Source organism: Streptomyces sp. NRRL F-5755, from assembly GCF_001279365.1.
Classification (GTDB): domain Bacteria; phylum Actinomycetota; class Actinomycetes; order Streptomycetales; family Streptomycetaceae; genus Streptomyces; species Streptomyces rimosus.
In genome coordinates this window covers 1-23,976 of sequence record NZ_LGCW01000006.1, presented here as the reverse complement: position 1 = coordinate 23,976, position 23,976 = coordinate 1, and the positions used below count along the sequence as shown (strand labels likewise).

The 23,976-nt window shown below is 71.8% G+C and carries 26 protein-coding genes; 15 read left to right on the top strand and 11 right to left on the bottom strand.

What is annotated here, in order from left to right; translation table 11 throughout:
- Positions 1 to 4: 4 nt before the first annotated feature.
- Both ADK86_RS01850 and ADK86_RS01845 read right to left on the bottom strand, forming a co-directional pair.
- The gene (locus ADK86_RS01850) at positions 5 to 1,252 is read right to left on the bottom strand and encodes a glycosyltransferase (protein ID WP_053694941.1); all 1,248 of its coding nucleotides are present in this window, start codon (positions 1,250 to 1,252) and stop codon (positions 5 to 7) included.
- Complete coding sequence (locus ADK86_RS01845) at positions 1,249 to 2,109, bottom strand: MerR family transcriptional regulator (RefSeq protein WP_053694940.1); 861 nt, start codon at positions 2,107 to 2,109, stop codon at positions 1,249 to 1,251. The genes ADK86_RS01850 and ADK86_RS01845 overlap by 4 nt, the downstream gene beginning before the upstream one ends.
- A 394-nt stretch (positions 2,110 to 2,503) precedes the next feature.
- Here ADK86_RS01845 and ADK86_RS01840 point away from each other — a divergent pair, with 394 nt between their 5' ends.
- The 3 genes from ADK86_RS01840 (at position 2,504) to ADK86_RS01830 (ending at position 4,981) form a co-directional block, all read left to right on the top strand.
- Positions 2,504 to 2,974, top strand: coding sequence for a hypothetical protein (locus ADK86_RS01840; protein ID WP_053694939.1), 471 nt, complete (start codon positions 2,504 to 2,506; stop codon positions 2,972 to 2,974).
- A gap of 6 nt (positions 2,975 to 2,980) precedes the next feature.
- Entirely contained in the window at positions 2,981 to 4,372 is a 1,392-nt protein-coding gene (locus tag ADK86_RS01835; RefSeq protein ID WP_053694938.1) for a sensor histidine kinase, read from the top strand.
- Between the two features lie 105 nt (positions 4,373 to 4,477).
- On the top strand, positions 4,478 to 4,981 hold the full coding sequence (locus tag ADK86_RS01830) for a DUF1269 domain-containing protein (RefSeq protein WP_053694937.1): 504 nt from the start codon (positions 4,478 to 4,480) through the stop codon (positions 4,979 to 4,981).
- A gap of 101 nt (positions 4,982 to 5,082) precedes the next feature.
- On the opposite strand, the gene ADK86_RS01825 is transcribed toward ADK86_RS01830, so the two are convergent.
- Positions 5,083 to 5,619, bottom strand: coding sequence for a GNAT family N-acetyltransferase (locus ADK86_RS01825; protein ID WP_053694936.1), 537 nt, complete (start codon positions 5,617 to 5,619; stop codon positions 5,083 to 5,085).
- A 262-nt stretch (positions 5,620 to 5,881) separates the two neighbouring features.
- Here ADK86_RS01825 and ADK86_RS01820 point away from each other — a divergent pair, with 262 nt between their 5' ends.
- From ADK86_RS01820 to ADK86_RS01805, 4 genes are all read left to right on the top strand, one after another.
- The gene (locus ADK86_RS01820) at positions 5,882 to 6,202 is read left to right on the top strand and encodes a hypothetical protein (protein WP_053694935.1); all 321 of its coding nucleotides are present in this window, start codon (positions 5,882 to 5,884) and stop codon (positions 6,200 to 6,202) included.
- Positions 6,203 to 6,331: 129 nt separating this feature from the next.
- Positions 6,332 to 7,138, top strand: a complete 807-nt coding sequence (locus ADK86_RS01815; RefSeq protein ID WP_053694934.1) for an exodeoxyribonuclease III — start codon at positions 6,332 to 6,334, stop codon at positions 7,136 to 7,138.
- A complete protein-coding gene (locus ADK86_RS01810; protein WP_159393752.1) occupies positions 7,093 to 8,424 on the top strand; it encodes a barstar family protein in 1,332 nt (443 codons plus the stop codon). Before ADK86_RS01815 ends, ADK86_RS01810 begins: the two co-directional genes overlap by 46 nt.
- A gap of 102 nt (positions 8,425 to 8,526) precedes the next feature.
- A complete protein-coding gene (locus tag ADK86_RS01805) occupies positions 8,527 to 8,808 on the top strand; it encodes a hypothetical protein (protein ID WP_063788915.1) in 282 nt (93 codons plus the stop codon).
- Between the two features lie 58 nt (positions 8,809 to 8,866).
- Here the strand turns inward: ADK86_RS01805 and ADK86_RS01800 are convergent, their stop codons facing one another.
- Positions 8,867 to 9,085 (bottom strand): DUF397 domain-containing protein, encoded by a 219-nt coding sequence (locus ADK86_RS01800; RefSeq protein WP_053694931.1) that lies wholly within the window; start codon positions 9,083 to 9,085, stop codon positions 8,867 to 8,869.
- Positions 9,082 to 9,909, bottom strand: coding sequence for a helix-turn-helix domain-containing protein (locus tag ADK86_RS01795; protein ID WP_003979633.1), 828 nt, complete (start codon positions 9,907 to 9,909; stop codon positions 9,082 to 9,084). The genes ADK86_RS01800 and ADK86_RS01795 overlap by 4 nt, the downstream gene beginning before the upstream one ends.
- Before the next feature lie 389 nt (positions 9,910 to 10,298).
- Between ADK86_RS01795 and ADK86_RS01790 the strand changes: the two genes are divergently transcribed.
- Both ADK86_RS01790 and ADK86_RS01785 read left to right on the top strand, forming a co-directional pair.
- Positions 10,299 to 10,493: a hypothetical protein gene (locus ADK86_RS01790; protein WP_053694930.1), complete on the top strand. Its 195-nt coding sequence runs from the start codon at positions 10,299 to 10,301 to the stop codon at positions 10,491 to 10,493.
- A gap of 2 nt (positions 10,494 to 10,495) precedes the next feature.
- On the top strand, positions 10,496 to 11,662 hold the full coding sequence (locus ADK86_RS01785; RefSeq protein WP_053694929.1) for a protein-L-isoaspartate(D-aspartate) O-methyltransferase: 1,167 nt from the start codon (positions 10,496 to 10,498) through the stop codon (positions 11,660 to 11,662).
- A 57-nt stretch (positions 11,663 to 11,719) separates the two neighbouring features.
- Here ADK86_RS01785 and ADK86_RS01780 read toward each other — a convergent pair whose 3' ends face one another.
- Together ADK86_RS01780 and ADK86_RS01775 are read right to left on the bottom strand one after the other, a co-directional pair.
- A complete protein-coding gene (locus ADK86_RS01780; protein ID WP_053694928.1) occupies positions 11,720 to 12,481 on the bottom strand; it encodes an ALF repeat-containing protein in 762 nt (253 codons plus the stop codon).
- Positions 12,482 to 12,648: 167 nt separating this feature from the next.
- Complete coding sequence (locus tag ADK86_RS01775; protein WP_053694927.1) at positions 12,649 to 13,059, bottom strand: winged helix-turn-helix transcriptional regulator; 411 nt, start codon at positions 13,057 to 13,059, stop codon at positions 12,649 to 12,651.
- 100 nt (positions 13,060 to 13,159) lie between these two features.
- On the opposite strand from ADK86_RS01775, the gene ADK86_RS01770 reads away from it, so the two are divergent.
- Positions 13,160 to 13,561, top strand: a complete 402-nt coding sequence (locus ADK86_RS01770) for a RidA family protein (RefSeq protein ID WP_053694926.1) — start codon at positions 13,160 to 13,162, stop codon at positions 13,559 to 13,561.
- On the opposite strand, the gene ADK86_RS01765 is transcribed toward ADK86_RS01770, so the two are convergent.
- Positions 13,558 to 14,115 (bottom strand): cysteine hydrolase family protein, encoded by a 558-nt coding sequence (locus ADK86_RS01765; protein ID WP_053694925.1) that lies wholly within the window; start codon positions 14,113 to 14,115, stop codon positions 13,558 to 13,560. The two genes, ADK86_RS01770 and ADK86_RS01765, sit on opposite strands and share 4 nt — an antisense overlap.
- An 82-nt stretch (positions 14,116 to 14,197) precedes the next feature.
- A complete protein-coding gene (locus ADK86_RS01760; protein WP_053694924.1) occupies positions 14,198 to 14,935 on the bottom strand; it encodes a MerR family transcriptional regulator in 738 nt (245 codons plus the stop codon).
- A 359-nt stretch (positions 14,936 to 15,294) separates the two neighbouring features.
- On the opposite strand from ADK86_RS01760, the gene ADK86_RS01755 reads away from it, so the two are divergent.
- From ADK86_RS01755 to ADK86_RS01740, 4 genes are all read left to right on the top strand, one after another.
- Entirely contained in the window at positions 15,295 to 16,821 is a 1,527-nt protein-coding gene (locus tag ADK86_RS01755) for a flavin-containing monooxygenase (protein ID WP_053694923.1), read from the top strand.
- The gene (locus tag ADK86_RS01750) at positions 16,821 to 17,801 is read left to right on the top strand and encodes an alpha/beta fold hydrolase (RefSeq protein ID WP_053694922.1); all 981 of its coding nucleotides are present in this window, start codon (positions 16,821 to 16,823) and stop codon (positions 17,799 to 17,801) included. The genes ADK86_RS01755 and ADK86_RS01750 overlap by 1 nt, the downstream gene beginning before the upstream one ends.
- Entirely contained in the window at positions 17,798 to 18,679 is an 882-nt protein-coding gene (locus ADK86_RS01745; protein WP_053694921.1) for an SDR family oxidoreductase, read from the top strand. The genes ADK86_RS01750 and ADK86_RS01745 overlap by 4 nt, the downstream gene beginning before the upstream one ends.
- A 134-nt stretch (positions 18,680 to 18,813) precedes the next feature.
- A complete protein-coding gene (locus ADK86_RS01740; protein ID WP_053694920.1) occupies positions 18,814 to 19,008 on the top strand; it encodes a hypothetical protein in 195 nt (64 codons plus the stop codon).
- 79 nt (positions 19,009 to 19,087) lie between these two features.
- On the opposite strand, the gene ADK86_RS01735 is transcribed toward ADK86_RS01740, so the two are convergent.
- Positions 19,088 to 19,687, bottom strand: a complete 600-nt coding sequence (locus ADK86_RS01735) for a hypothetical protein (protein WP_053694919.1) — start codon at positions 19,685 to 19,687, stop codon at positions 19,088 to 19,090.
- 31 nt (positions 19,688 to 19,718) lie between these two features.
- Entirely contained in the window at positions 19,719 to 23,084 is a 3,366-nt protein-coding gene (locus ADK86_RS01730) for a S41 family peptidase (RefSeq protein WP_053694918.1), read from the bottom strand.
- A 188-nt stretch (positions 23,085 to 23,272) separates the two neighbouring features.
- On the opposite strand from ADK86_RS01730, the gene ADK86_RS01725 reads away from it, so the two are divergent.
- Positions 23,273 to 23,845, top strand: a complete 573-nt coding sequence (locus ADK86_RS01725) for a TetR/AcrR family transcriptional regulator (protein ID WP_053694917.1) — start codon at positions 23,273 to 23,275, stop codon at positions 23,843 to 23,845.
- Positions 23,846 to 23,976: the final 131 nt, after the last annotated feature.

Sequence of the window (23,976 nt, the reverse complement as noted above, 5' to 3'; positions counted from 1 at the left end):
CTTCTCACACCAGGCTCTCCACCGCCTTGACCACTTCCCCCGCACCGTCCTCCGCCTCCATGCGCCGCGCGACGGCGGTGGCGGCATCGCGGTACGAAGGCTCCCGTACGGCGCGCCCGATGGCCTCGGCCAAGCGCTCCACGGCGCCTTCCGCCACCAGGGAGCGGAACGGCACCGCGTCCGTACCGGCGCCCACCGCGGCCAGCCGGGCGGCCCAGAACGGCTGGTCGGCGGTGACCGGGACCGGGACCGCCGGGACCCCGGCCCGCAGCGCGGCGGCCGTCGTGCCCGCGCCCGCGTGGTGCACCACGGCGGCGGTACGCGGGAAGAGCAGGGCGTGCGGGACCTCGCCGACGGTCAGGATGCCGGCGCCGTTCGCCGGGCCGGTCAGTCCCGCCCAGCCGGACTGGATCACGCCCCGGACCCCGGCGCGGCGCAGGGCGCCGACGACGGTCGCGGCGAGCCGTTCGGAGCCCCCGCCGTCCCGGGCGCCTGCCGCCATGCTTCCGAATCCGACGAAGACGGGCGGCGGACCGGCCGCGAGGAAGTCCTCCAGTTCGGGCGGGAGGGCGGCGTCCGGCGCGGTGTACGGCCACCAGTTGCCGACCAGTTCCAGGCCGGGGCGCCAGTCGGCGGGCCGGGAGACGAGCGCCGGGCTGACACCGTGCAGAACCGGGCGGCTGTCCGCGTTCCGGAGCCGGCGTACCGCGCGCGCCGAGGCGGGTGGCAGGCCGAGCTGCGCGCGCAGGTCCCGTACCCCGTCCGCGTACAGGCGGTCCACGATCCGCAGGGAGAGACGGCCCGCGGCGCGGTTGCCCCAGCGGCCGAGCGAGCGGGTGCCCGTGACGACGGGCGGGAAGGCGCCGGTGGGGGCGTTCGGCTGGAGGGGGAGGTCCAGCGAGGGGATGCCCAGGGCTTCGGCGACATGGCGGCCGAGCGGGGCGGTGGTCGCGGACAGGAGCAGCAGGTCGGTGCCGGGGGTGGCCGCACCGGCGATGCCAGGACCGAGCTCGCGGACGAAGGCGGCGGCCCGGCGCATCAGTTCCCGCTTTCCGCCGGGGGCTCCGCTCCCTTCTCTCCTGGGATCGGCGGGCAGTGCCCGGAACTCCAGCCCGGCGGCCCGTACGGGCTGCGCGTACGAGGCGTCGGCGGCGAGGGCGACGGTGTGCCCGGCCTCCCGGAGGCGGGCGCCGAGACCGGTGTACGGGGCGATGTCGCCGTACGAACCGGCCGCCGCGATGAGGATCTTCATGACTGCTCCGGGGTGGCGGAGGGGGCGGCCTGTGTGGGACCGGTCTGTGCGGGACCGGTCCGTGCGTGGTCGGCCTGTGCGGGGCCGGCGGTCTGGCGTACCGCGTTGGCGAGCACCGCCGTCCGCAGGTAGGCGGCGAGGCCCGGCCGCTGCTGGGACGGCGGGACGACCAGGGCGAAGGCCCGTGCGTCGGTGGCGAAGTCCTCGGCGATGCGGCAGTGCATGTCGGTGGGGCACGGTGTGAACCAGCGGGTGATGTGCGCCCGGTGCTCCTCGGCCAGGTCCATGGCCGGATCGCCGTCGGCGGCCTCCCCGGCGTCGAACGCGGCGAGCAGCCGGTGCCGCCACGCGCCGGCCTCGGCCATGATCAGTGCCCAGTCCTCCTTGGTGTGCGCGGCGGCACGTGCCATGGAGTGCTGGTGGCCCTCACTGTGCTGCCACTTGAGATGTGCCTCGGTGGCGTAACTGAGGTCGAAGGCGACCTCGCCGAAGACCTCGAAGCGCTCCTCGGGTGTCAGCTCCACCCCCGTACGCTGCACCTCCATGGCCCGCTCGGCGACCTCGACCAGCCGCTGCAGCTCGCCGATCCGCTCGGTGAGCAGGCGGTGCCGGGCGCGCAGGTGGTCCAGGGCGTTGGCCTGCGGGTCGCGGAGGATGGCGGCGATCTCGTCGAGGGCGAAGCCGAGCTGCCGGTAGAAGAGGATCTGCTGGAGGCGGGCCAGGTCGGCGTCGCTGTAGAGGCGGTAGCCGGCGGGGCTGCGGGCACTGGGGGAGAGCAGGCCGGTCCTGTCGTAGTGGTGGAGGGTGCGGACCGTGATGCCCGCAAAGCCCGAGACCTGCCCGACCGAGTACGCCATGGAACCGCCTTCTTCCGTGCCACGGCCCGCGGGCCGCCGTACGGCCCGCGCCGTACGGGGCAAGGCTGTGGCCTGACGTGGGGTGAGGGTCAAGCGGGGTGCCGGGGGCGGGCATGGGGGAGTGCGCGGCGAGGTGCCAGGGGTGGGCATGCGGGGAGTGCCGGGCGAGGAATCAGGGGGCGGGTGGGGCCCGGTGGGTGGATGGCCGAGGCCGGACCGTGCACCGTGGACAGTGGCGGGCATGCGGCGGACAGTGCCCGGGCACGCGGCCAACGATGGGCCGCTGTTACACGGCCGTGCGGGCGCCGTGAAATGGGCTGCTTAGCGTGGGGGCAATCTGGGCGGAGACGGATACCTTTGTCGTAAAAGCCCATTAACGGACACCGAGGATCTCGTGCGCTCACTCACCGCGACCGCCTGCGCCGCCGCGTTCACCGCGGCCGCGCTGCTGTCCGGCTGCTCCGACCCGCGCGGCCTGCGGGTGGCGGGCCCCGCCGTGTCCCCCTCGCCGCCGAGCGGCCCGGCCCAGGTCACCGACCCGGTGTACGTCTCCGACGCGGCGCGCCGGCCGTTGCAGCGCCCGGCCTCCTTCGTCCTCAAGGAGTCGGTCAGCCTGACCGGCCTGCGCTGGCTGCACTGGGGCGAGACGACCGCCGAGGCCACCGGCGGACTGAGCGGCGGCTGGTGCCGACCCGACTGCGAGAACCAGCCGTACCCGGTCAAGGTCACGCTCAGCGGGCTGACCAGGCAGGAGGGACGGGACCGGGTGGCGTTCTACTCGCGCGCCACGCTCGTCTCCGACCGCCTGCCGCCGGAGAAGGCCGCCGAGCTGGGCAGGGTCAGCCTGCACACCCCGGAGTTCTAGGCCGTCATGGGGTTGCGCGCGAAGATCGGCATAGCCATCGCCGCCACGGCCGCCGTGGTCGCGGTGCTCATCGGCGTACTCGTACACAACCGGACCGTGGACGCCCAGTTCGACCTGGCGGCCGAATCGATCGACGGGCGGCTGCAGAGCCTGGTGCAGGACCGGGCGGCCGGCGTGGACAGCGGCCGGGCCATCATCAACCCGCCGGACCTCCCCGCCCCGCTGAAGGCCGCGGTCCAGCACGGCAAGCGCGGCGTCTACCTCGAACCGGACGGTCCCAAGCCGCACCTGTGGGCCGCGACCGAGCTGGACGGCGACGTCATCGCCCTCAAACGCCCGTATCTACGGGAGCAGGAGACCCTGCGCAGTCTGGACCGCGTGCTGTGGATGGCCGGCATCGCGGGCACCGCGCTGGGCTGCGTGGTCGGCCTGCTGGTCGCCCACCGGCTGGGGCGGCGGCTGACCGCCTCGGCCGGCACCGCCCAGCGGATCGCCGAGGGCGATCTGACCGCGCGGCTGCCGCTGGGCGGCAAGGACGAGATAGCCCAGCTGACCACCGCGGTGAACACCATGGCCGACGCGCTGGCCGCCCGCCTCCAGGCCGAGCGCGACGTGACCGCCAACATCGCCCACGAACTGCGCACCCCCGTCGCCGGGCTGGTCGCGGCGGCCGGTCTGCTGCCGCCCTCGCGTCCCACCGAGCTGGTCCAGGACCGGGCGCAGCACGTACGGGGGCTGATGGAGGACGTACTCGAAGTGGCCCGCCTGGACGCGCGCACCGAGAAGGCCGACACGGAGCTGCGGGCGCTGGGTGAGCTGGCGCGGCGGACGGTGGACGCGATGGGGGCGGGGGCCGCGCCGGGCCTTTCGGGCGGGGACGGCGACGGTGCCGCCCGCCGGGCCGTGGACGTACGCGTGCTCTCCGACGGCCTGGTGGAGACCGACCCCCGCCGCGTCGAGCGCATCCTCGTCAACCTGATCAGCAACGCGCTGCGGCACGGCGCCGCCCCGGTGACCGTCGAGGTCGAGCGCGGCGTACTGCGTGTACGCGACGGCGGCCCCGGCTTCCCCGAGGCGCTGCTCGCCCACGGCCCGCAGCGCTTCCGTACGGGCGGCGGCTCGGACGGCCACGGGCTCGGCCTCGGCCTGACCATCGCCTCCGGCCAGGCACGGGTGCTCGGCGCCCGCCTGACGTTCGCCAACCCGGAGGGCGGCGGCGCGGAGGCGACCTTGGATCTGAGCGGGGCGTTGCGGGTGGGGGCGGAGGCGGAGGCCGGGCGTACGGAGGAGAAGGCGGGCGGTGACGGTACGGACCGGGGCCGGGACCAGGACCAAAGCCAGATCCGGGGCCGGGGCCAGAACCGGGGCCACGGCCGCACCCCCTCCGACCGTCCCTGACGTGCGCCCCGCCCCGCCCGCCCCAAGAGTGGTGTGGGACGCCCCGTGTCCGGAGAGGCGTCTTGGAGACCGATCCTTTCCGAGCAGACCGCTGGAGTCGCCGCAATGGACGAGAACGTGCTGTTCATGGACCTCACCCAGGCCGGTGAGGGCGCGGCGCGGCGCGCGCTGGACGCACTGCGCCACGAGGACGCGGAGCACCGGATCATGCTGCGCGAGGCCACCGTGATCACCCGGGACGCCGAAGGCAACCTCACCTTCCCCGACAGCGAGGACCACACCGGCACCGCCCGCGGCTTCGCCGTCGGCGGCCTGGTCGGCGGTCTCGTCGGCCTGCTGGGCGGCCCGCTCGGCGTACTGGTCGGCTTCGGCGCCGGCGGCCTCCTCGGCGGCGCCCGCGACGCCCGCCGGGCCAGCGCGGACAACGCGGCCGTCGACATCCTGGCGGCGGAGGTCCCGCCGGGCAGCACCGTCCTGCTCGCCGAGGTCTCCGAACCGTCCCGGGGCCCGGTCGACGCCGCACTGGCCGACATCGGCGGCCAGGCCGCCCGCTACCCGGCAGCAGCGGTCCGCACGTACGTGGAGGAGGCGATCGCGGAGGGGAGCTGAGGGTTCGTACGGCTTCCCGTACGACCCCTGCGGCCTCCAACCTCCTCTACGGTCTCCATGACCTCTACGGCCCCCACGACCCCCATGGCCCCTACGGTCTCCTACACCCCAGCACCGCTCCCGGCCTCCCGGACCCCCGCACCACTCTGCGCCCCGATCCCGCCGCCCACCAGCGCCTTCCCCATGCACCGGCTGTCCTCATACGTCCGATACAGGCCGAACTTCGGCACCGGCCGGTAGCCGCAGGACGCGTACAGCGACAGGGCCTCAGGCTGCTTGATGCCGGTCTCCAGCACCATGCGGGTGCGGCCCGCCGCGCGGGCGTCCGCCTCCAGGGCCGCCAGGATGCGGCGGGCCAGCCCGCGCCCGCGGGCCTCCTCGACCACGAACATCCGCTTGATCTCGGCGTCGCCGTCCGCGTACCCCTCGGGGTTGGCGTCCTGGGAGCGCCAGCCGCCGGTGGCCAGCGGGCGGCCGTTCTCGTACGCGAGCAGGTACGTGCCGTGCGGCGGCCGGAACATCGCCGGGTCGAGCGGGGTCATGTCGCCCTCGCCGTACCGCTGCGCGTACTCCCGCTGCACCAGCCGGTCGAGGGCGACGGCGTCGGCGTGGTCGTAGGGGACGGGACGGATCTCCATCCGCCGAATCGTACGGATGTCCGGCCGCCGGGGCGAGAGTCACAGGTGAGAATGGGGTCGGACCGGCACCGGAGATCGCCCTGGGGCCCCGATTCGCCCCTTCCGCTCCTCTACCGGACTCCCTCCCCGCCCTCTCCTCGCATACGGCGGTTCGGCGGAGCCAAAGCACCCGATGGGGGTGTGTCGGTACGGAATCGGACAGACCGGGCCGGCGGCGGGGAACGGCTGCTGCGCCACTGACGCTGAACCGAAGGAGAAAGCCATGCGTCTGCGTCCTGTGCTGGCCACCGCCGCCGCCGTACTCTCGCTGTCCGCCACCGGCCTGACCGGAACCGCCCTCGCGGCCGAACCCGCGCCGCCGGTCACCTTCGGCAACACCACGGGCAACGACGGCACGAACGGCGAAACCCACGGGGATCTCGACTACCCCGGCACGATCGGGTGGGGCCACAAGCCGTACCAGTTGCTCGGCGACCGTGACGGCAGGTACGTGATCACCGCGGTCAACAAGACCGACAGCGACCGGCTGCCCACCTGCTACCGCGACCTGTACGCGACTCCGGCCTCCTCGATCTGCCACTGACGGCAGGGGGCCGCTCACCGGGTGCCCGGCGCTCTCCGCGCCGGGCACCCGCGTGCGTAGCGCCGAATCGTCCCGGCCCCCTGCCATCGCGTAGGCTGCGCTGCCGCCAGCGCGATGAGGGAGCAAGTAGTGCTAACTGTGACAACCGTGAACGTGAACGGCCTGCGCGCCGCGGCCAAGAAGGGCTTCCTGCCGTGGCTGGCGGAGACGGACGCCGATGTGATCTGCCTCCAGGAAGTACGCGCCGAGCCGGACCAGCTCCCCGCCGGGGCCCGCGAGCCCGACGGCTGGCACACGGTGCACGCGCCCGCGGCGGCCAAGGGCCGGGCCGGCGTCTCCCTCTACACGCGCCGCGAGCCCGAGCGCGTACAGGTCGGATTCGGGTCCGCGGAGTTCGACACCAGCGGCCGGTACGTCGAGGCCGACCTGCCCGGCGTGACCGTCGCCAGCCTCTACCTCCCCTCCGGCGACGTGGGCACGGACCGGCAGGACGAGAAGGAACGCTTCATGGCCGAGTTCCTGCCCTACCTCGCCGCGCTGCGCGAGCGGGCCGCCGCGTCCGGCCGCGAGGTCCTGGTCTGCGGCGACTGGAACATCGCCCACCAGGAGGCCGACCTGAAGAACTGGAAGGCCAACCAGAAGAAGGCCGGTTTCCTCCCCGAGGAGCGCGCCTGGCTCACCCGCGTCCTCGACGAGCACGACGGCGGCTACGCGGACGTGATCCGCACCCTCCACCCGGAAACCGAGGGCCCGTACTCCTGGTGGTCCTACCGGGGCCGCGCCTTCGACAACGACGCGGGCTGGCGCATCGACTACCACATGGCCACCCCTGGCCTCGCGACCCGCGCGGTCAAGGGCTTCGTGGAGCGTGCTGCTTCGTATGACACGCGGTGGTCGGATCATGCGCCGGTGACGGTTGTCTACGATCACGGCTGACGCCCGAGCCATACGGGGCCGGGCGCGACCATGACCACAGGAGTGGAACACCGCTGAACCATCAGCCGACCCACCACTGGCCGCCCGGCCTCGCCCGTACCGACATACCGGCATACGCGCTGGTCAACACGGATGACGACGCCGCTTGGGGAGTCTGCGCAGACGTCACCGGCCTGTACGCCGACCCGCCCCGCCGCTCGTACGAACTCCTCGGCTGCGCCCCGGCCGGGCCCCTGCTCGACGCGATGCGGGCCGCCGCGGGCACCGGGGATGGGGCCGACCGGCTCGGGGACATCTGGCTGCGGCCCGAGGCGGACGACCGGTGTCCCGAAGGCTCCGAGGGGCTGGACGCGTGGCGCCTGGTGGACGTACGCGTCACCGGAAGCCGCCGCAGCGCCGCCGACGCCGACCGCTGGGACATCACCCTCGACGGCGTCGAGGACTTCTACGGGGAACCGGACGACCCGTACCTCGAAGCGGGCATGAGCCTGCACGACGAACGCACCTGGCTCGGCCACTGCCGGGACCTCTCGATCATCCTCCCGCCGGACGACGAACCGTCCGGCCCGCCCTTCCAACTCCTCGGCTGTGCCCCGAGCGAAGCGCTCGCCGCAGCCCTGGCGCAGGGCACCCGCCGCGCCCTGCGCCTGGACGAAGCCGAACTCCAGATCCTCGACCGCACCGGCGCGAGGCTGACCGACCGCCTGATATCCGCCCCCGAGATATCCGGCTGGCGCCCGTCCTCCCTCGGCGACGGCCTGCTCGACATCGACCTCACCGACGGCCCCTACCCGCAGATTCCCGTCTGGGCCCGCCCCGTCTGGTACCGCTGGCTGACCGGCCCGCCCACCGAGCCCAACCTCTGGGCGGCCTACCCGGCCCGCGAACGGGAGCAGTGGTTCGACATCGTGCGAGAGCGAGGCTGCCGCCTCTCCCGTCACACCCCGGACCGCCCGGCCGGCCGCGTCTACGACCTCGACGGCCGCTACATCACCGACGACGTCGGCCTGTACTGCGCACTCGGCGAAGCGATCAACGGCCCCGGCGGCTACTTCGGCGGCTGCCTCAACGCCCTGTCCGACTGCCTCAACGGCCGCTTCGGCGCCACCGCCCCTTTCACCCTCCGCTGGCACCACCCGGACGTGGCCCGCCGCAATGTGGGCCGGTGCCTGGCGCCCGACGGCGCGGTGTACAGCCTCTTCGACGAGGTGATCGGCTTTCTGGAGGAGAAGCGGGTGGAGGTCGTACTGGTGGAACAGGGCGGGCTTTTGGAGGCTAAGCGGTGATGTGACTGGCGTCCGGGTATGCCGATCTCTTCGGATACAGTGATCGACTGTTGTTGATCAAGCCGACGGAGCGCCATAACCGTCGGCAGAACGGGGAGTTCCATGCGCCGACGTCTCACCAGCCTTGCCGTGTCCACCGCCCTCGCGGGCGGCGTCCTCTTCGCGGCCGTCCCCGCGCAGACCGCCTTCGCCGGCCAGGTCACCTGCCGCATCTCCCAGATGGCCGAGGAAGCCGCCCAGCACAAGTCCAAGGCCGCCAAGCTGGACCGGAGCGGCCACCACAAGGCGGCCAACAAGGAGCGCGCGAAGGCCCGCGCGATCGAAAAGCGGATCGCCCAGTGCCAGGATGCCGAGAAGCACAACTCGGGGCACTTCGGGGGCTGATGCTTCGGGTGTCAATGAGGCCCCGACCGGCGACCGCCGGTCGGGGCCTTGTTTGCGTTCACTGTTGGTGGCGTGAGAATGCGTCGGCCTTGACGCCCGCGATGAATATGGCAAACGAGTGGGCGGGGAAGGTGAGGATGGGGCCTGCCGGGGCCTTGCTGTCTCGGACAGGGACGATGCCCATCGCCTCGGCGGTCGAGGGTGACCACTCCACGCAGTTGCCGCCCTCCGCGCTGGTGTAGCTCGACTTGACCCACCGAGTGGGACCGATCTTCACGTCAGTTTCTCCATCTGCTCAGCGATCAGATGCGCGCTCTCCCGGGCGGACAAGGCGTCGCCGGTCAGTTCATCGTAGGTCCGGAGCGCTGTTCGAACATAGTCCGGATCGTCCACGATGCCAGCGGTGCGAAAGTTCTCAACACACACGGAAACGGTGTGGTTTGGGGAGGTGATGAGCGACACCGGCCAGTCGCTGAACAGGTGGCCGGGGGCATCCAGGGGAAGGACCTGCACCCGGACGGTGGGCCGTTCCCCGGCATCCAGCAGGGCTTTCAACTGCCGTCGCATGACGTCGGGAGGACAGAATCGGCGGTACAGGACGGACTCACAGAGCACTAGACGGACGTCCGGCGGCATGTCTCCGTCAAATACGGCTTTCCTCGCCAGCCGGTCGTTCACGAACGCCGAGGTTTCCTTCGCGCTGGCTCGCGGGAAGCCGCCCTTGTACAGGCAGCGTGCGTAGTCGGCAGTGTGAAACAACCCCGGGACGAGGGTGGGAGACCATTCCCGGATCGCTACGGCGGCGCGCTCCATGGCCATACGTCGCCGGTAAAGCGTGGGAAATGACGACGCCACTGCCTCCTCGTGCAGCCGCTTGAACTTCCCGTCCGTGCCGAACACCTCGTCCAGCCGTGGCGGAATCTCCGGCGGGATCGCTCCCTGACAGTTCTCCACTCGGGAGATCGTGCTTCTGGAGGTGCGGACCAGCCTGGCCAGGTCTTCCTGTGTCAGCGCCTTCGGGTCGTGCAGTTCCCTGGCGCTGCGGCACTCTTCGGCGAATTCCCGGCGTGGGTCTTCCGGGCTGTCGGTTTCTTCGTCCACGATTCCCCCGACTCAAGGTCTGGTCATGGCTCTCGCTCGGGCCGTTTCCCGTGGTCAACGGCGCATGCATATGCCGCGACACTCAACCCTCAGATCGAGCGCCCGAACAGTCCCCAGACTACTGAGTGTTGCGCCACTCTGTAACCGGCTGGACGCATTGAGTAAATGTGCGGATCGGGAACAGGCGAAGGGTCTCCCATGGGAATCAGTGAAAAGGCCGGCGCGACCGGCAAAAGGCGGGCCACGGACCCGGTGCCGGTGCCGGGTTGCGACGTGTGCGCGTCCGCGTACGGGGACCGGGAACCCGCTCGGGCGGATGGGCGCTCGCTCACCGTGCTGAGCTGCAACGGGGTCATCGCCGGGCACCCGCACGGGCGAGGAGGCCGGACATGACGATCTCGCCCCGTACGTACGAGGGAGCCTCGGAGTGCACGGGGTGCCTGGAGTTGGCGCGCGCCTTGGTGGCCGCGCTGAAGGTCGGCGACCAGTCCAAGGCAACGGACTGCCAGGTCCTGATCCGACGGCACCCCGATCACGCGGCAAGTCCTCCCGGCCACGTACCCAACCCGCCCAAGGGCGCGTGAACATGGCGTACGTACGACACGTAACCCCCGGCTACGCCGAGCTGGGGCGGGTGCTCGCGGCGAGTGGGGTGATGGCCGGGGACTGGGCGGCTGCGTTCGCGGACGTACCCCGGGCGGCCTTTCTGCCTGAGCTCATGTGGCCGTGGGACATGGCGGCGGGGCGCAGCGTGTGCGTCTCCCGTACGGACGATCCGGAGCGGTGGCAGGCGTATGCCGATGCCGACTGTCCGGTGGTGACGCAGTGGGACGACGGCAGGCATGCCGGGACGGAGCCGGGGGCGGTTGCCACCAGTTCCGCTTCCATGCCGTCGGTGGTGTTCCGCATGCTCAGGGACCTGGACGTACGGGGTGGTGACCGGGTGCTGGAGATCGGTACGGCCACCGGGTGGAACGCTGCCCTCCTGGCGCACCGGGCCGGTCGCGTGGTCACGATGGAGGTGGACGAGGGGGTGGCGGAGCGGGCCCGGGCGAGCCTGGAGGGGTTCGGCAGCTCGGCTCGTGTCGTACGCGGTGACGGGTTCGACGGGTGTCCGGAAGGCGCTCCGTACGACCGGATCATCGGGACCTGTGGGCTTCGGCGCTTTCCGCGGGCCTGGGTGGAGCAGTGCCGGCCCGGGGGAATTCTGGTTGCGCCCTGGGGGACGCATTTCAGTAATGCGGATGCCGTGGCCCGGTTAGTGGTCGCGGACGACGGGCGCAGCGCTTCGGGGCGGTTTACCGGGCCGGTGGAATTCATGAAGTTGCGGGCGCAACGGCTGCCGGGGGTGGTGCACGGCGAGTACGTACGGGGAAGTGTGGCCGAGGGGTGGGAGTCCTCGACGGGGATCACGGAGACGGAATTCCTCGGGGAGGGGTTCGCGCCGCAGCGGTTCGCGGTGGGGCTGCGAGTGCGGGATTGCCTGCGAGTGGAGGCGGAGAAACGGGACGGGGCCCGGCCGGTGTGGTTCTACGGGCTGCGGGACCGGTCCTGGGCCTGCGTGCTGTTCCGGGACGGTGCGGACGCGCGGGTCTGGCAGTACGGGGCGCGTCGGCTCTGGGACGAGGTGGAGGCCGCGTACCGGTGGTGGGTGGCGCGTGACCGGCCCGGTTGCGCGCGGTTCGGGCTGACGGTCACGGCGGAGGGCGAGCGGGTGTGGCTGGACGGGGCAGGGGAGTCGTGGGCGCTGTGAGGTGGGCCCGCCGCGGCGGCCGGCGCCGAGCGCCGACCGCGCGGTTGCGGGCTCAGGTCACTTGCCGTGGACCTCGTACTGTCCGACCTCCAGGAAGTGCCGCAGTGCCTCCGGCGTTCCGTCGGCGAGGGCCTTCTCGGCAGCCTTTCGGAGGGCCTTGCTGATGTTCGGCTTGGCCAGGATCTTTCCGATGGCTACGCGGTCGTCCTCGGCCCGGGCGAGGCGATAGCCGGTTTCGTGGAAGGCACGGAACTCTTCGGGCGAGCCATTGTTGTTGAGGAGCTTGTTGATTTCCTCTTTGACTCTGGGGCCGGTGTCCTTGCGGCCGAGGATGGTGAAGACGGCTACGCGATCGTCTTCGAATCGGGCCAGACGGTAACCGGTTTCGAGGAAGGCGCGCAGTTCTTCGGGCGTGGCATTGTTGTTGAGGAGCTTGTTGATTTCCTCTTTGACTCCGCGGCCGGTGTCCTTGCGGCCGAGGATGGTGAAGAGGGCGACGCGGTCGTCCTCGGCCTGGGCGAGGCGGTAGCCGGTCTTCAAGAAGGCGCGCAGGTCATCGGGGGTGCCGTTGAGAGCCGCGTTGGCTTCTCGGGTGACCCCTACGCCTACGTTCTTGCCGCCCAGGATGCGCAGGACGGCGACACGGAGGTCGACCTCCGACATTTCGTCGACGGGCTTGTCGGTCCCGGCGACCGCCTGCGTGACCGGGGCGGATGTCGGTGCTGCCGCCGCTGCGGTGGCGGACGCCGGGGTCGCGAGGAGGAGGGCCGGCGTCAGGGCGGTGGCCGCGACGATCAGGGCAGCGCGGGTCGGTCTCATGGGCGTGGTGCCTCCGTAGGTGAACTCCCGATGGAGTGATCATCTCTACGGTGCGCCCTGAGGGCATTGCCGGAAGTCGGCAATGTTGGGGGCTGTTGGTGGCGTTCGAATACTCCGTAAGTGATGGGCTGGTCAATGCGGCAGCGGCATCTGGCCCGATTCATGCGCTACTGCGAAGCGCCGAGTGCGCCGGGTGTGGTGTCGAAGCGGCGGCGTGCTTCCTCGATATGACCCAGGTGCTGGTGCGTCCAGCCGCACATCGCGTCGACCGTGGCGCGCAGGTCCCGGCCCGGGCCGGTAAGGGTGTATTCGACCTTCGGCGGCACGGTGGGGTGCACCTTCCGGTCGACCAGACCGTTGCGTTCCAGCATGCGCAAGTTCTGGGTGAGCATCTTGTGGCTGATGCCCTCGACTTCGTCGCGCAACTCGCTGAAGCGCAAGGTGCGTTCGCCGAGTGCTTCGATGATCAGAAACGCCCACTTGTTGGCGACGTCGGAGAAGATCTCCCGGGCCAGGGAATCCGCGCGCCGCAGGTCCGCGTTCTCGGGCAGGCCCTTGAGCAGGTGCTTGGTCACCATCAGGTTCCTCAGTCACGGAAAAGTGCGTTCTTCCAGGTCAGCCGCCACTCTCCTACGGTTTTCAAGTCACCGCAAGAGAGTGTGCCGGGAAGGGGACACTGTGACTTCCGTCGATGTCTTTCACCACGACGTACCGGCCGAGCGCGACTTCGGCTACGCGCAGGCGATCAAGTCCGGCGAGCTGATCCACGTATCGGGACAGCTTTCGCTCGATGAGGCGGGCGAGTTCCGCTACGCGGACGACTTCACCGCCCAGGCACGGCAGACCTACGCCAACATGGACAAGGTCCTGAACCATTACGGCGTCACCCGGAACCAGGTGATCTCACAGACCCTGTATGTGGTCGGTCTCCGGCAGCACGCGACGGCCGCGGCGGAGGGAAACCTGGCGTACTTCGGGGATCACCAACCCGTCAGCACGGTCCTCGGCGTCCCCGAACTCACCTTCCCGGGCCAGGTCATCGAGATCAGCTTCCTTGTCGACACGAAGCTGCCCGCCTAACGAGGAAGCGTCTTCAGCCAGTCCTCGACGGTGGGGACGTCCGCCCACTGCGGGAACAGCCGCTCGACGAGGACCTGGTGCAGTTCGGGGTCGGTGTCCAGGCAGGCGTCCGAGAGGACCGTCAGGCCGAAGTCCAGGTCGTTGGCCTGGCAGAGGGTGGACAGGACGACGGCGCTGGTGGCGATGCCGGTGAGGACGAGGTGGTCGATACCGCGTGCCCGCAGCACCACGTCGAGATCGCTGCCCGAGAACGCGCTCGCCCGCCGCTTGGTGACCACCACATCGCCCGGCCGGGGCGCGACCTCGGGGTGGATCTCGGTGCCCGGGGCGCCCTCGACGAAGAGGCCGGCCTGCGCGATGGCGGCGAGCGGCTTGTTGCGCGTGCCGACTTCCGGGTAGCCGGGGCGGAGCCCGATGACCACGTAGATCACGGGGATGTCCGCCGCCCTGGCGCCCTCGATCGCCCGGCGCAGGCGCGGCAGATAGCCGGAGCCGTCGTCGGCGATGTCCACGATGGCCTGTTGGACGTCCATCACGAGAAGGGCACTGCTCATCTCGCCTCCGGGCGGGATCAGTTCGGGGTGGTGTGGACCGGGTTCTGATCGTCGGATCGTACGTGAGTGTCCGGGCGGCGACTCACGCCTCGCCCTCGTCCCCCCGCCCCCGATGCCACGATTCCAGCTCCGCCCGCACCCTCCGGTCCATCGCCATGGACAGTTCCGCGTCGACGATGCCCTTGGAGATGGGGCGGAGTTTTTCGATGGTCTGGGTTATGCGGGCGACTTCGGTGGGGTCCAGGGGGGTGCCGGCGGCGGCGCGGGTGAGGACGTCGTTCAGGACGTGGGTGCGGATCACCGAGATGAACAGGTCGGCCATGGCGTCCGCGTGGGCGCGGACCTCGCGGCCGGCTTCCAGGACGGCGGCGAGCGGGACGCCGTTGGCGACGAGTTCGGTGGAGGCGTCGAGGAGGCGGCGGCTGATGTGGACGAACTCGTCGCCGTCCACGGCCAGGTAGCCGATGTCCAGGGAGGCGGAGAGGTTTTCCGGGGTGACGTCGTCCTTGAAGTGGTCGGCGAGTTCTTCGGGGGTAAGGCGTACGGGGGTTTCCTCGGACCAGGGGGCGACGAGGGTGCTCTCCAGGCCGAGCAGTTCGCCGACGTCGCGGCCGTTGTCGAAGGCGGAGAGCAGTTCGGCGATGCCGCCGAGGGTGTGGCCGCGGTCGAGGAGGCCGGCGATGGTGCGGAGGCGGGCGAGGTGGTGTTCGTTGTACCAGGCGATCCGGCCCTCGCGGCGTGGTGGCGGGATGAGCTTGCGCTCGCGGTAGAAGCGCAGGGTACGGACGGTGATCCCGGCCTCTCTGGCCAGGTCGGCCATGCGGAATTCGCGGGGGGAGGGGGAGGGAGGGGTAGCGCCAGCCGCGCCGCTGGCGCGTGGCTCCGCCTCGACCGTCCCGTAGGCGCCCTCCGCCCCCGGCTCCGCCGCCGCCCCGGCCACCCCGACCGCCTCCGGCCTCACATCCTCCGGCCTGGCTGCGCCGTTCCTGTTCTCTGCCACGAGCTCAGCCTATGTCGCCCCACCGGGGCCGAGCCGAGGTGCAACCAGCGGTAACTTCCCGCCGCATACCCCCTACCGCTCGGTACGTCCGTGTCCTACCCTCCAATCGTGCCAGTGATTGCTGGCGCGGTTGAGGCCAAGGTTTGCAGTATCGACGGTCGAACTCGGGAGGCGGCGGCATGGCCGAGCGCGAACACGAGCACGTACGGGTGGCGGTGATCGGATCGGGGTTCGGTGGTCTGGGGGCGGCCGTACGGCTGCGGCGCCAGGGGATCACCGACTTCGTGGTCCTGGAGCGGGCCGGCTCGGTGGGCGGCACCTGGCGTGACAACAGCTATCCGGGATGCGCGTGCGACGTGCCCTCGCACCTGTACTCGTTCTCCTTCGCGCCCAACCCCGAGTGGCCCCGCAACTTCTCCGGGCAGCCGCACATCCGCGCGTACCTGGAGCGGGTCACCGACACCTTCGGGCTGCGGCCGCACATCCGCTTCGACTCGGAGGTGCGCAGCCTGCGGTGGAACGGGGAGGAGCTGTACTGGGAGGTGGAGACGGCCAGTGGGGCGCTGACCGCCGATGTGGTGGTGTCCGCGACCGGGCCGCTGTCCGACCCCAAGGTGCCGGACGTTCCGGGGCTGGACTCCTTCCAGGGCAAGGTGTTCCACTCCGCGCGCTGGGATCATGACTACGACCTGCGTGGCAAGCGCGTCGCGATGATCGGTACGGGCGCCTCGGCGATCCAGATCGTGCCGTCCATACAACCGACGGTCGACCGGCTCACCCTCTTCCAGCGCACCCCGGCCTGGGTGCTGCCGCGTGCCGACCGGAAGATCAGCGGCCTGGAGCGCTGGCTGCACGCCAAGATCCCGGCGACCCGGGCCGCGCGCCGCGGGCTGCTGTGGGGGATCAGGGAGTTGCAGGTCAGCGCGTTCACCAAGCGGCCGAACGAGCTGGGCCTGATCGAGGGGCTGGCCAAGGGGCACATGAAGCGGGCCGTCAAGGACCCGGTGCTGCGGGCGAAACTGACGCCGGACTACCGGATCGGGTGCAAGAGGATTCTGCTGTCGAACTCGTACTACCCGGCGCTCACGCAGCCGAATGTGGATGTGGTGGCCAGTGGGCTGAAGGAGGTCCGGGGCAAGGTGCTGGTCGCCTCGGACGGTACGGAGACCGAGGCCGACGCGATCGTCTTCGGTACGGGCTTCCACGTGACGGACATGCCGATCGCGCACCGCGTCACCGGCGCCAACGGCACCACGCTCGCGGAGGAGTGGAAGGACGGGATGGAGGCGCTGCGCGGCACGACCGCCGCCGGCTTCCCCAACTTCCTCACCATCATCGGGCCCAACACGGGCCTGGGGAACAGCTCGATGATCCTGATGATCGAGTCCCAGCTCAACTACCTGGTCGACTTCATGCGGCAGCTGGACGTACTGGGCGGGAAGATCGCGCTGAACGCCCGTCCTTCGGCGGTGCACGCCTGGACGCGGGGCGTTCAGAAGCGGATGGAGCGGACGGTGTGGAACACCGGGGGCTGCGACAGCTGGTACCTGGACTCCAACGGGCGCAACACGACCGCATGGCCCGGCACCACGGCCGAGTTCCGGAAGGTGACGCGGCAGGTGGACCTCGCGGAGTACGAGGTGCTGCGCGTCCCGGCGGCCCACAGGGGCGAGCGCGCCGGACAGGCCGTGAAGGCGGTGGCGTAATGGCATCGACGCCCATGGCCGGCGGGCGGTACGCGCCGCCCGCGCCGCGCCGGCAGCTGACCGCGACCTCGGCCGACGGGTCCCGGCTGTATGTGGAGATCCACGGGCCGGACGCCGCCGAGGCCCCCGCCGTCGTCCTCTCGCACGGCTGGACCTGCTCGACCGCCTTCTGGGCCCCGGTCGTCCGGGACCTGGCCGCCGACCACAAGGTCATCGTCTACGACCAGCGGGGACACGGCCGCACCCCTGCCGTCGGCCCCCGCGGCTACACCACCACCGCGCTCGCCGACGACCTGGTGGCCGTGCTCGGCACGGCGCTGGAGCCGGGGGAGCGGGCCGTGCTGGCCGGGCACTCGATGGGCGGCATGACGATGATGGCGTCCGCCGGGCGCCCGGAGTTCCGGGAGCGGGCCGCCGCCGTACTGCTGTGCAGCACCGGCAGCGCGAACCTGTCGGCGGAGTCCCTGGTCATCCCGATGCGCTCGCCGGGCGGGCGGCGCGTCGCGCATCAGATCGTCCTCGGGTCGCGGGCGCCGCTCGGGCCGGTCACCGCGCTCGCCAAACGGATTCTGAAGTACGCCACGATGGGTCCGGCCGCGACCCCCGAGCAGGTCGAGGCGTGCGCGCGGATCGTGCACGCCTGCCCGGCGGGGGTGCGGTCCCGGTGGGGCAAGGTCCTGGCCGGCCTCGAACTGACCGGTGGCGCGGCGCGGCTGGACGTACCGACCGCCGTCATCGCGGGCACCGCCGACCGGCTCACCCCGATCGTGCAGTCCCGCCGGCTGGCCTCCGTACTGCCGGACTTCCTGGGGCTGACCGAGCTGCCGGGCACCGGGCACATGACGCCGGTCGAGGAGCCGGACGTGGTCGTCGGCCGTATCCGGGAGCTGGTCCGGGACCACCTCCGAAACGACGGGGCGACTGCCGCCGACACGATCACGCCCGCCCACCCCACCGCCGAGGAGAAGAAGACCGCATGAGCGTACGCAGGAGCCTGGAGGGGCAGGTCGCCGTCGTCACCGGCGCGGCGCGCGGGGTCGGCGAACTCCTCGCCCGCAAACTGTCCGCGCGCGGCGCCACGCTCGCGCTGGTCGGCCTGGAGCCGGAGGAACTGGCGCGGGTGGCCGCCTCGTTGCACGGCGAGGCCGCGCACTGGCACGCCGATGTGACCGACCACGAGGCGATGGCCGAGGTGGCGCGCGAGGTCAAGGCGCGCTTCGGCAAGGTGGACATCGTGGTCGCCAACGCCGGGGTCGCCTCCGGCGGCCCGTTCGTGGACTCCGACCCGGTGTCCTGGCGGCGGGTCATCGAGGTGAACCTGATCGGCGGCGCCGTCACCGGGCGGGCGTTCCTGCCGGTCCTGATGGAGTCGCGCGGCTACTTCCTCCAGATAGCCTCGCTCGCCGCCGTCACCCCGGCGCCGATGATGACCGCGTACTGCGCCTCCAAGTCCGGCGTCGAGGCGTTCGCGCACAGCCTGCGCGCCGAGGTCGGCCACAAGGGCGTACGGGTCGGCGTCGGCTATCTGAGCTGGACCGATACGGACATGGTGCGCGGCGCGGACGCGGACGACGTGATGCGCGAGCTGCGGCAGCGGCTGCCCTGGCCGTCGAACAAGACGTATCCGCTGAGCCCGGCCGTGGACCGGCTCGTGGCGGGCATCGAGCGCCGTTCCGCGCATGTGTACGGGCAGTGGTGGCTGCGCGGCATGCAGTCGGTGCGCGGCTGTCTGCCGTCCGTCATCGGCACTATGGGCCAGCGCGAGATGCGCCGTTTCGGGAGCCGGATCGAAGGGCTGCGGGTGGGGCTGGTCGGCGCGGGCGGGGAGGCGGACGAGAAGGCCCGTACGAACCGCTGAGACCGGGCCGCGGTGCTCCGTACCGCTGCGCCGCATCCGCTCCGTAACGCCGTGAATTGATCGAAATGCGTGCGGTGTCCCTGCGTGCGAGGCTGGTCGGGGCCCACCCCGAGCACCCTCCAGGAGGGAACAGCATGGGCATCAAGGATCAGTCCGAGGACAGGAAGCGGCAGCTTCGGGAGAAGGCGGAACAGCGCGGCCGGCAGGGCCGGGAGGAGGCGAGCGGGCGCGCGCAGCAGGCCCGTGAGCAGGCCCGCGACCGCGAGGAGCAGGCCCGCCAGCAGGTCGCGGACGCCGAGCAGGACGCCCGGGACACGTTCAAGGGCTGACGCGCGTACCGCACACTGCGCGCGTCCTGAGGGGTGCACCCGTAGCGTCGGGTGCACCCCTCAACCTGTACGTCCCGGGCTACTTGACGACCTTGAGCGTCGCCGGCCACCCGTACCGCTCCGCCGCCGCGAACAGGTGCTTCACGTCCGCCGGGGCCAGCTTGACGCAGCCCAGCGAGTGGTAGTCGCTGTCGCCGTCCCAGCGGAACGGGCTGTCGCGGCCCGGCACCGCGATGCCCTGGGTGCCGTCCGAGCGCATCTCGCTGTGCAGGAACAGCGCGGTGCGCCGGGTCCGGCCGTCCCGGCACGTCTTGTCCGCGAGCCGGATCGCGTACCCGTTGATGCCGTCGCGCCCGCCCTTCTTGCGCGTGGTGTGCCCGAGGACCCGGTACGTGCCGTCCGGCAGCCAGCCCTCGCTGCGCGCGCACTCGTCGCGGCCCGCCGTACCGCCCTGGCCGGAACCGGCGCGGAAGTCGGCCAGCACCTTGCCCGTGCCGGACTGCACGAGGCGGACCCGGGAATCGGCCGGGGCGCGTCGATTCTTGTCGAAGCGGAGGTGGGTGCCGCCGTCTCGCGCGGCGGGGGCGGTGGGTCCGGCGGCGTGGGCGGGTGCCGGGGTGAGCCCGGCCGTCAACGCCGCGGTGGCGGCCAGTGACGCTGTGCATATGCGCGTGCCCATGCAGGAACTCCTGTCGGTGTGCGGTCGGTGCTCAGCCGCTGCGGGGCGGCAGTTCGGGGCGCCGCCGGTCCGGTACGTCCGACAGATCCGGCGGTTCCGTGGCGGGATGGCGTTCCAGCAGGTCGAGTGCGGTACGGACGGCGACGCCGAGCTGCGGGTGGCGGCCCTCGGCCCAGTCCAGCGGCGAGCGGGGCGCCTCGATGTCCGGCTCGACACCGTGGTTCTCCACGCCCCAGCCGTACGCGTCGAACCAGGCGGCGTTCATCGGCACCGTGATGTACGTACCGTCCCCGAGCCGGTGCCGGCCGGTCATCCCGACCACCCCGCCCCAGGTGCGCAGGCCCACGACCGGCCCGATGCCCTGCAGTTTGAACGCGGCGGTGATCATGTCGCCGTCGGAGGAGGTCATCTCGTCGGCGACCGCGACGACCGGGCCGCGCGGCGCGTTGCTGGCGTAACTGACCGGCTGGGCGTCGCGGGTGAGGTCCCAGCCGACGATGGTGCGAGTCAGCTTCTCCACGACCAGCTCGGAGATGTTGCCGCCGGCGTTGCCCCGTACGTCCACGATCAGCGCGGGCCGGGAGACCTCCATGCGCAGGTCGCGGTTGAACTGCGCCCAGCCGGAGCCGCCCATGTCGGGGATGTGGAGGTAGCCGCATTTGCCGTCGCTCAGTTCCCGTACGACCGCGCGGCGCTTGGCGACCCAGTCCTGGTAGCGCAGCGGCCGTTCGTCGATCAGCGGGACCACCGCCACGCGCCGCGACGGGCCGCCGCTCTCCGGCGCAAAGGTCAGCTCGACGGTGGTGCCCCCGGCCGCGGCCAGCAGCGCGTACGGGCCGGCCACCGGATCGACCCGGCGGCCGTCCACGTGGGTGAGGGCCGCGCCCTCGCGGATGCCCGTACCGGCCAGCGGGGAGCGGGCCCGGGAGTCGGAGGAGTCGCCGGGCAGGATGCGGCTCACCACCCAGTAGCCGTCCTTGAAGACGAAGTTGGCGCCGAGCAGGCCGATCGCGCGCTGGTAGTGCGGCGGGCCCTCGTTGCGCTTGCCGGCCGTCACGTACGCGTGCGAGGTGCCCAGCTCGCCCAGCACCTCGCGCAGCAGGTCGGCGAACTCGTCGGGGGAGGCGACCCGTTCGACCAGCGGCCGGTACTGCTCCAGCACCCCGTCCCAGTCCACGCCGGACAGTCCCGGGTCCCAGAAGTACGCGCGGATGATCCGGCCCGCCTCGTCGTACGCCTGGCGCCACTCGGCGGGCGGGTCCACGTCGTGCAGGATGCGCCGCGGGTCCAGGTGGACCGTGGAGTCGGCGTCCGGCGGCTCGGTCGCGGGCACCGCCCGCAGATCGCCCTCGTCGTTGACGACCAGGCGGGTGCCGTCGCCGCTGAGCGCGTACGAGTCGATGGCACCGGTCAGTTCGGTGCGCTTGGCCTTGACCAGGTCGAAGTGTTCCAGCGTCGGCTGGCCCGAGGTGTTGTCGGGATTGGCGAAGGTCTCGCCGAGCGCGCCGGAGATCGGCCAGCGCAGCCAGACCAGCCCGCCCCCGGCGACCGGGCGCAGCGCCGAGTACTTGGACGCCGCTACCGGGAACGGCGTCACCCGGCTCGCCAGGCCCTCCACCTCGACCAGCGCCGTGCCCTCGGCCGTCACCGGCGCCTCCGCCGGGTCCAGGCCGCCCGCCGCGGGCCGTCCGTCGGCGGACAGCTGGAAGGGGGAGGGCGTCGCGGAGGACAGCGGTACGAGGTAGGGGCGGCAGCCGAGCGGGAAGGACAGGTCGCCGGTGTGCACGTCGTAGACCGGGTCGAAGCCGCGCCAGGACAGGAACGCGAGGTAGCGGCCGTCGCGGGTGAAGACCGGCTGCTCGTCCTCGAAGCGGCCGTTGGTGACGTCCACGACGGTGCTGGCGGCCTCCGTACCGTCTCCGGAGCCGTTGCCGGTCAGCCGGGCGATCTTGATGCTGCGCAGCGTCCGGCCGATGCCCGGGTGGGACCAGGCCAGCCAGCCCGAGTCGGGGGAGAACGCCAGGTCGCGGACGGGGCCGTTGACCGACTTGACCAGCTCGGTGACCCGGCCCTCGCCGTCGCCGTCCGAGGCGTCGACGAGCAGCAGCCGCCCGTCGTGCGCGGCCACCGCCAGCCGCTCCCCGTCCGGCGCGGCGACCAGCTCGTGGACGCGGCCCAGCCGCCCGGCCGCGAGACGGCGCGGCTCACGCGGGATACCGGCCTTGGGCAGGTCGGCGATCTCGATCGCGTCGTCGCCCTCGGCGTCGGTGACGTAGGCGATCCGCCCGGTGGAGCCCAGCATCTCGGGCAGCCGGACGCGTACCCCCGGCTCGTCGTGGATGGTGCGGGCCGGGCCGTCGCGGTGGGTGAGCCAGTACAGGCTGCCGCGCACGCCGACGGCGCTGGCCCGCCCGGTGGTGTCCACCGCGAGGGAGGTGATGTGCGAACCGGCCGGTACCTGGTACGTGCGGCGGCCGGCCCGCGGACCGCCCAGGCGCACCTGGAGGCGGCTCGGCTTGCCGGTCGGGCTCAGGTCGTCCACCAGCCACAGGTCGCCGCCGCACTGGTAGACGATGCGCTGCCCGTCGGTGGACGCGTGCCGGGCGTAGAAGTCGGCGTGGTCGGTGTGCCGCCGCAGATCCGTGCTGTCCGGCTTGCAGGAGTAGACGTTGGCGATGCCTTCGTGGTCGGAGAGGAACGCGATGCGGTCACCCACGAACATCACCGCGTCCAGGTGCCCGCGCAGGTCCGGCAGCAGCCGGGTGCCGTGCAGCCACATCCGGCCCATCGCGCCGCCGCGGTAGCGCTTCCAGGAGGCGGGCTCGTGCGGCGGCTTGCCGGTCAGCAGCAGCGTGCGGCGTTCGACCGTGTCGTCGTGGTTGCCGTCGAGCCCGCCGTCGGCGACGTTCCCGTACGGATGGCCGTCGCCCTCCAGCCGGTGCCCGTCCGCGGCGAAGTCGGCGACCGCGATGTCCGAGACCGGGCCCCAGGGCAGCCGGCCGCCCGGGCTGCCGTCCGTCGGGACGCTGTAGGCCCAGGAGTAGTACGAGAAGGGCTGGCCGTGCGAGGAGACGGCCAGGATCTGGCCGTCCGGGGTCCAGCCGCAGACGCGGGCGTCGGTGCTCCCCCAATAGGTGAGGCGGCGGGCCGGGCCGCCCTCCACCGGGGCGAGGTGGATCTCGGGGTCGAGACTGCGCCAGGTGGTGAAGGCGAGATGTCTGCCGTCCGGGGAGAACCGCGGGTGGCTGACCCGGGTGCGGTCGACCGTCAGCCGCCAGGCCCGGGGGGCATCGCCGCCGTCCGTGGTCAGCGGTGCCACCCAGAGGTCGTCCTCGGCGGCGAAACACAGCATCTCGCCGTGGAGATGCGGGAACCGGAGATACGCGCCGTCACTCACGCCCCCATGGTTTCGGCGCGGGTGGGACGAGGCAACTCGGCCGGGGCCCGTGTTTCCGTGACACAGACCACCATCGAAACGTTTCCGTTTCGCTGGGGGCGGGGGTACGGTCGAGCCGTACGCAAGCTGTACGAAACCGTTTCGTTCCGCTGAGATTCCCCGAGAATTCCCCGAGGAGGTGTGCCGCGATGGGCCGCAGCCGGCTGACCCCCGAGCGCGAGGCCGAGCTGTACTCGGCCGTGCTCGCCCTGCTGCGCGAGGTCGGCTACGACGCCCTGACCATGGACGCCGTCGCCGCCCGCACCCGCGCCAGCAAGGCCACCCTCTACCGCCAGTGGCAGGGCAAGCCGGAGCTGGTCGCCAGGGCGCTGGACCACTACAAGCCCGTCCGGGTCGCGGACATCGACACCGGCAGCCTGCGCGGCGACCTCCAGGCGATGGTCGCCCGCGACGACGACTGCCGGATGGAACAGGACTCCGCGCTGATCCGGGGCCTGGCGCGGGCCGCGCACGACAACCCGGACCTCCACCGGGCGCTGCGCGACCTGCTCATCGGGCCCGAGATCAGCGGCCTGGACGCGATGCTCGCGCGCGCCGTGGACCGCGGCGAGATCCCCGCGGACCGCCCCGCGCTCGGCTATGTCCCGCACATGCTGATCGGCGCCTTCGTCGCCCGGCAGCTCATCGAGGACCGGCCCGCCGACCGGGCGTTCCTCGCCGATTACATCGACGCCGTGGTCCTCCCCGCCCTCGGCGTCTGACGCCTCCGGCCCGCCCGGCCGGAGCCCCGCCCCCGACCGAGGTACGGACGTACCCCGCCACCACCGCCCCGTGCCGTACCGAAGCGCCCCGCACAGGACCGCCGCCTCAGAGCGGCGCTTCCCACGTCACC

Coding starts and splice junctions, on each gene's coding strand:
- ADK86_RS01850 (WP_053694941.1), bottom strand. CDS start 1,252: ATGAAGATCCTCATCGCGGCGGCCGGTTCGTACGGCGACATCGCCCCG.
- ADK86_RS01845 (WP_053694940.1), bottom strand. CDS start 2,109: ATGGCGTACTCGGTCGGGCAGGTCTCGGGCTTTGCGGGCATCACGGTC.
- ADK86_RS01835 (WP_053694938.1), top strand. CDS start 2,981: ATGGGGTTGCGCGCGAAGATCGGCATAGCCATCGCCGCCACGGCCGCC.
- ADK86_RS01830 (WP_053694937.1), top strand. CDS start 4,478: ATGGACGAGAACGTGCTGTTCATGGACCTCACCCAGGCCGGTGAGGGC.
- ADK86_RS01825 (WP_053694936.1), bottom strand. CDS start 5,619: ATGGAGATCCGTCCCGTCCCCTACGACCACGCCGACGCCGTCGCCCTC.
- ADK86_RS01820 (WP_053694935.1), top strand. CDS start 5,882: ATGCGTCTGCGTCCTGTGCTGGCCACCGCCGCCGCCGTACTCTCGCTG.
- ADK86_RS01805 (WP_063788915.1), top strand. CDS start 8,527: ATGCGCCGACGTCTCACCAGCCTTGCCGTGTCCACCGCCCTCGCGGGC.
- ADK86_RS01790 (WP_053694930.1), top strand. CDS start 10,299: ATGACGATCTCGCCCCGTACGTACGAGGGAGCCTCGGAGTGCACGGGG.
- ADK86_RS01785 (WP_053694929.1), top strand. CDS start 10,496: ATGGCGTACGTACGACACGTAACCCCCGGCTACGCCGAGCTGGGGCGG.
- ADK86_RS01780 (WP_053694928.1), bottom strand. CDS start 12,481: ATGAGACCGACCCGCGCTGCCCTGATCGTCGCGGCCACCGCCCTGACG.
- ADK86_RS01775 (WP_053694927.1), bottom strand. CDS start 13,059: ATGGTGACCAAGCACCTGCTCAAGGGCCTGCCCGAGAACGCGGACCTG.
- ADK86_RS01765 (WP_053694925.1), bottom strand. CDS start 14,115: ATGAGCAGTGCCCTTCTCGTGATGGACGTCCAACAGGCCATCGTGGAC.
- ADK86_RS01760 (WP_053694924.1), bottom strand. CDS start 14,935: ATGGCCGACCTGGCCAGAGAGGCCGGGATCACCGTCCGTACCCTGCGC.
- ADK86_RS01755 (WP_053694923.1), top strand. CDS start 15,295: ATGGCCGAGCGCGAACACGAGCACGTACGGGTGGCGGTGATCGGATCG.
- ADK86_RS01750 (WP_053694922.1), top strand. CDS start 16,821: ATGGCATCGACGCCCATGGCCGGCGGGCGGTACGCGCCGCCCGCGCCG.
- ADK86_RS01745 (WP_053694921.1), top strand. CDS start 17,798: ATGAGCGTACGCAGGAGCCTGGAGGGGCAGGTCGCCGTCGTCACCGGC.
- ADK86_RS01740 (WP_053694920.1), top strand. CDS start 18,814: ATGGGCATCAAGGATCAGTCCGAGGACAGGAAGCGGCAGCTTCGGGAG.
- ADK86_RS01735 (WP_053694919.1), bottom strand. CDS start 19,687: ATGGGCACGCGCATATGCACAGCGTCACTGGCCGCCACCGCGGCGTTG.
- ADK86_RS01725 (WP_053694917.1), top strand. CDS start 23,273: ATGGGCCGCAGCCGGCTGACCCCCGAGCGCGAGGCCGAGCTGTACTCG.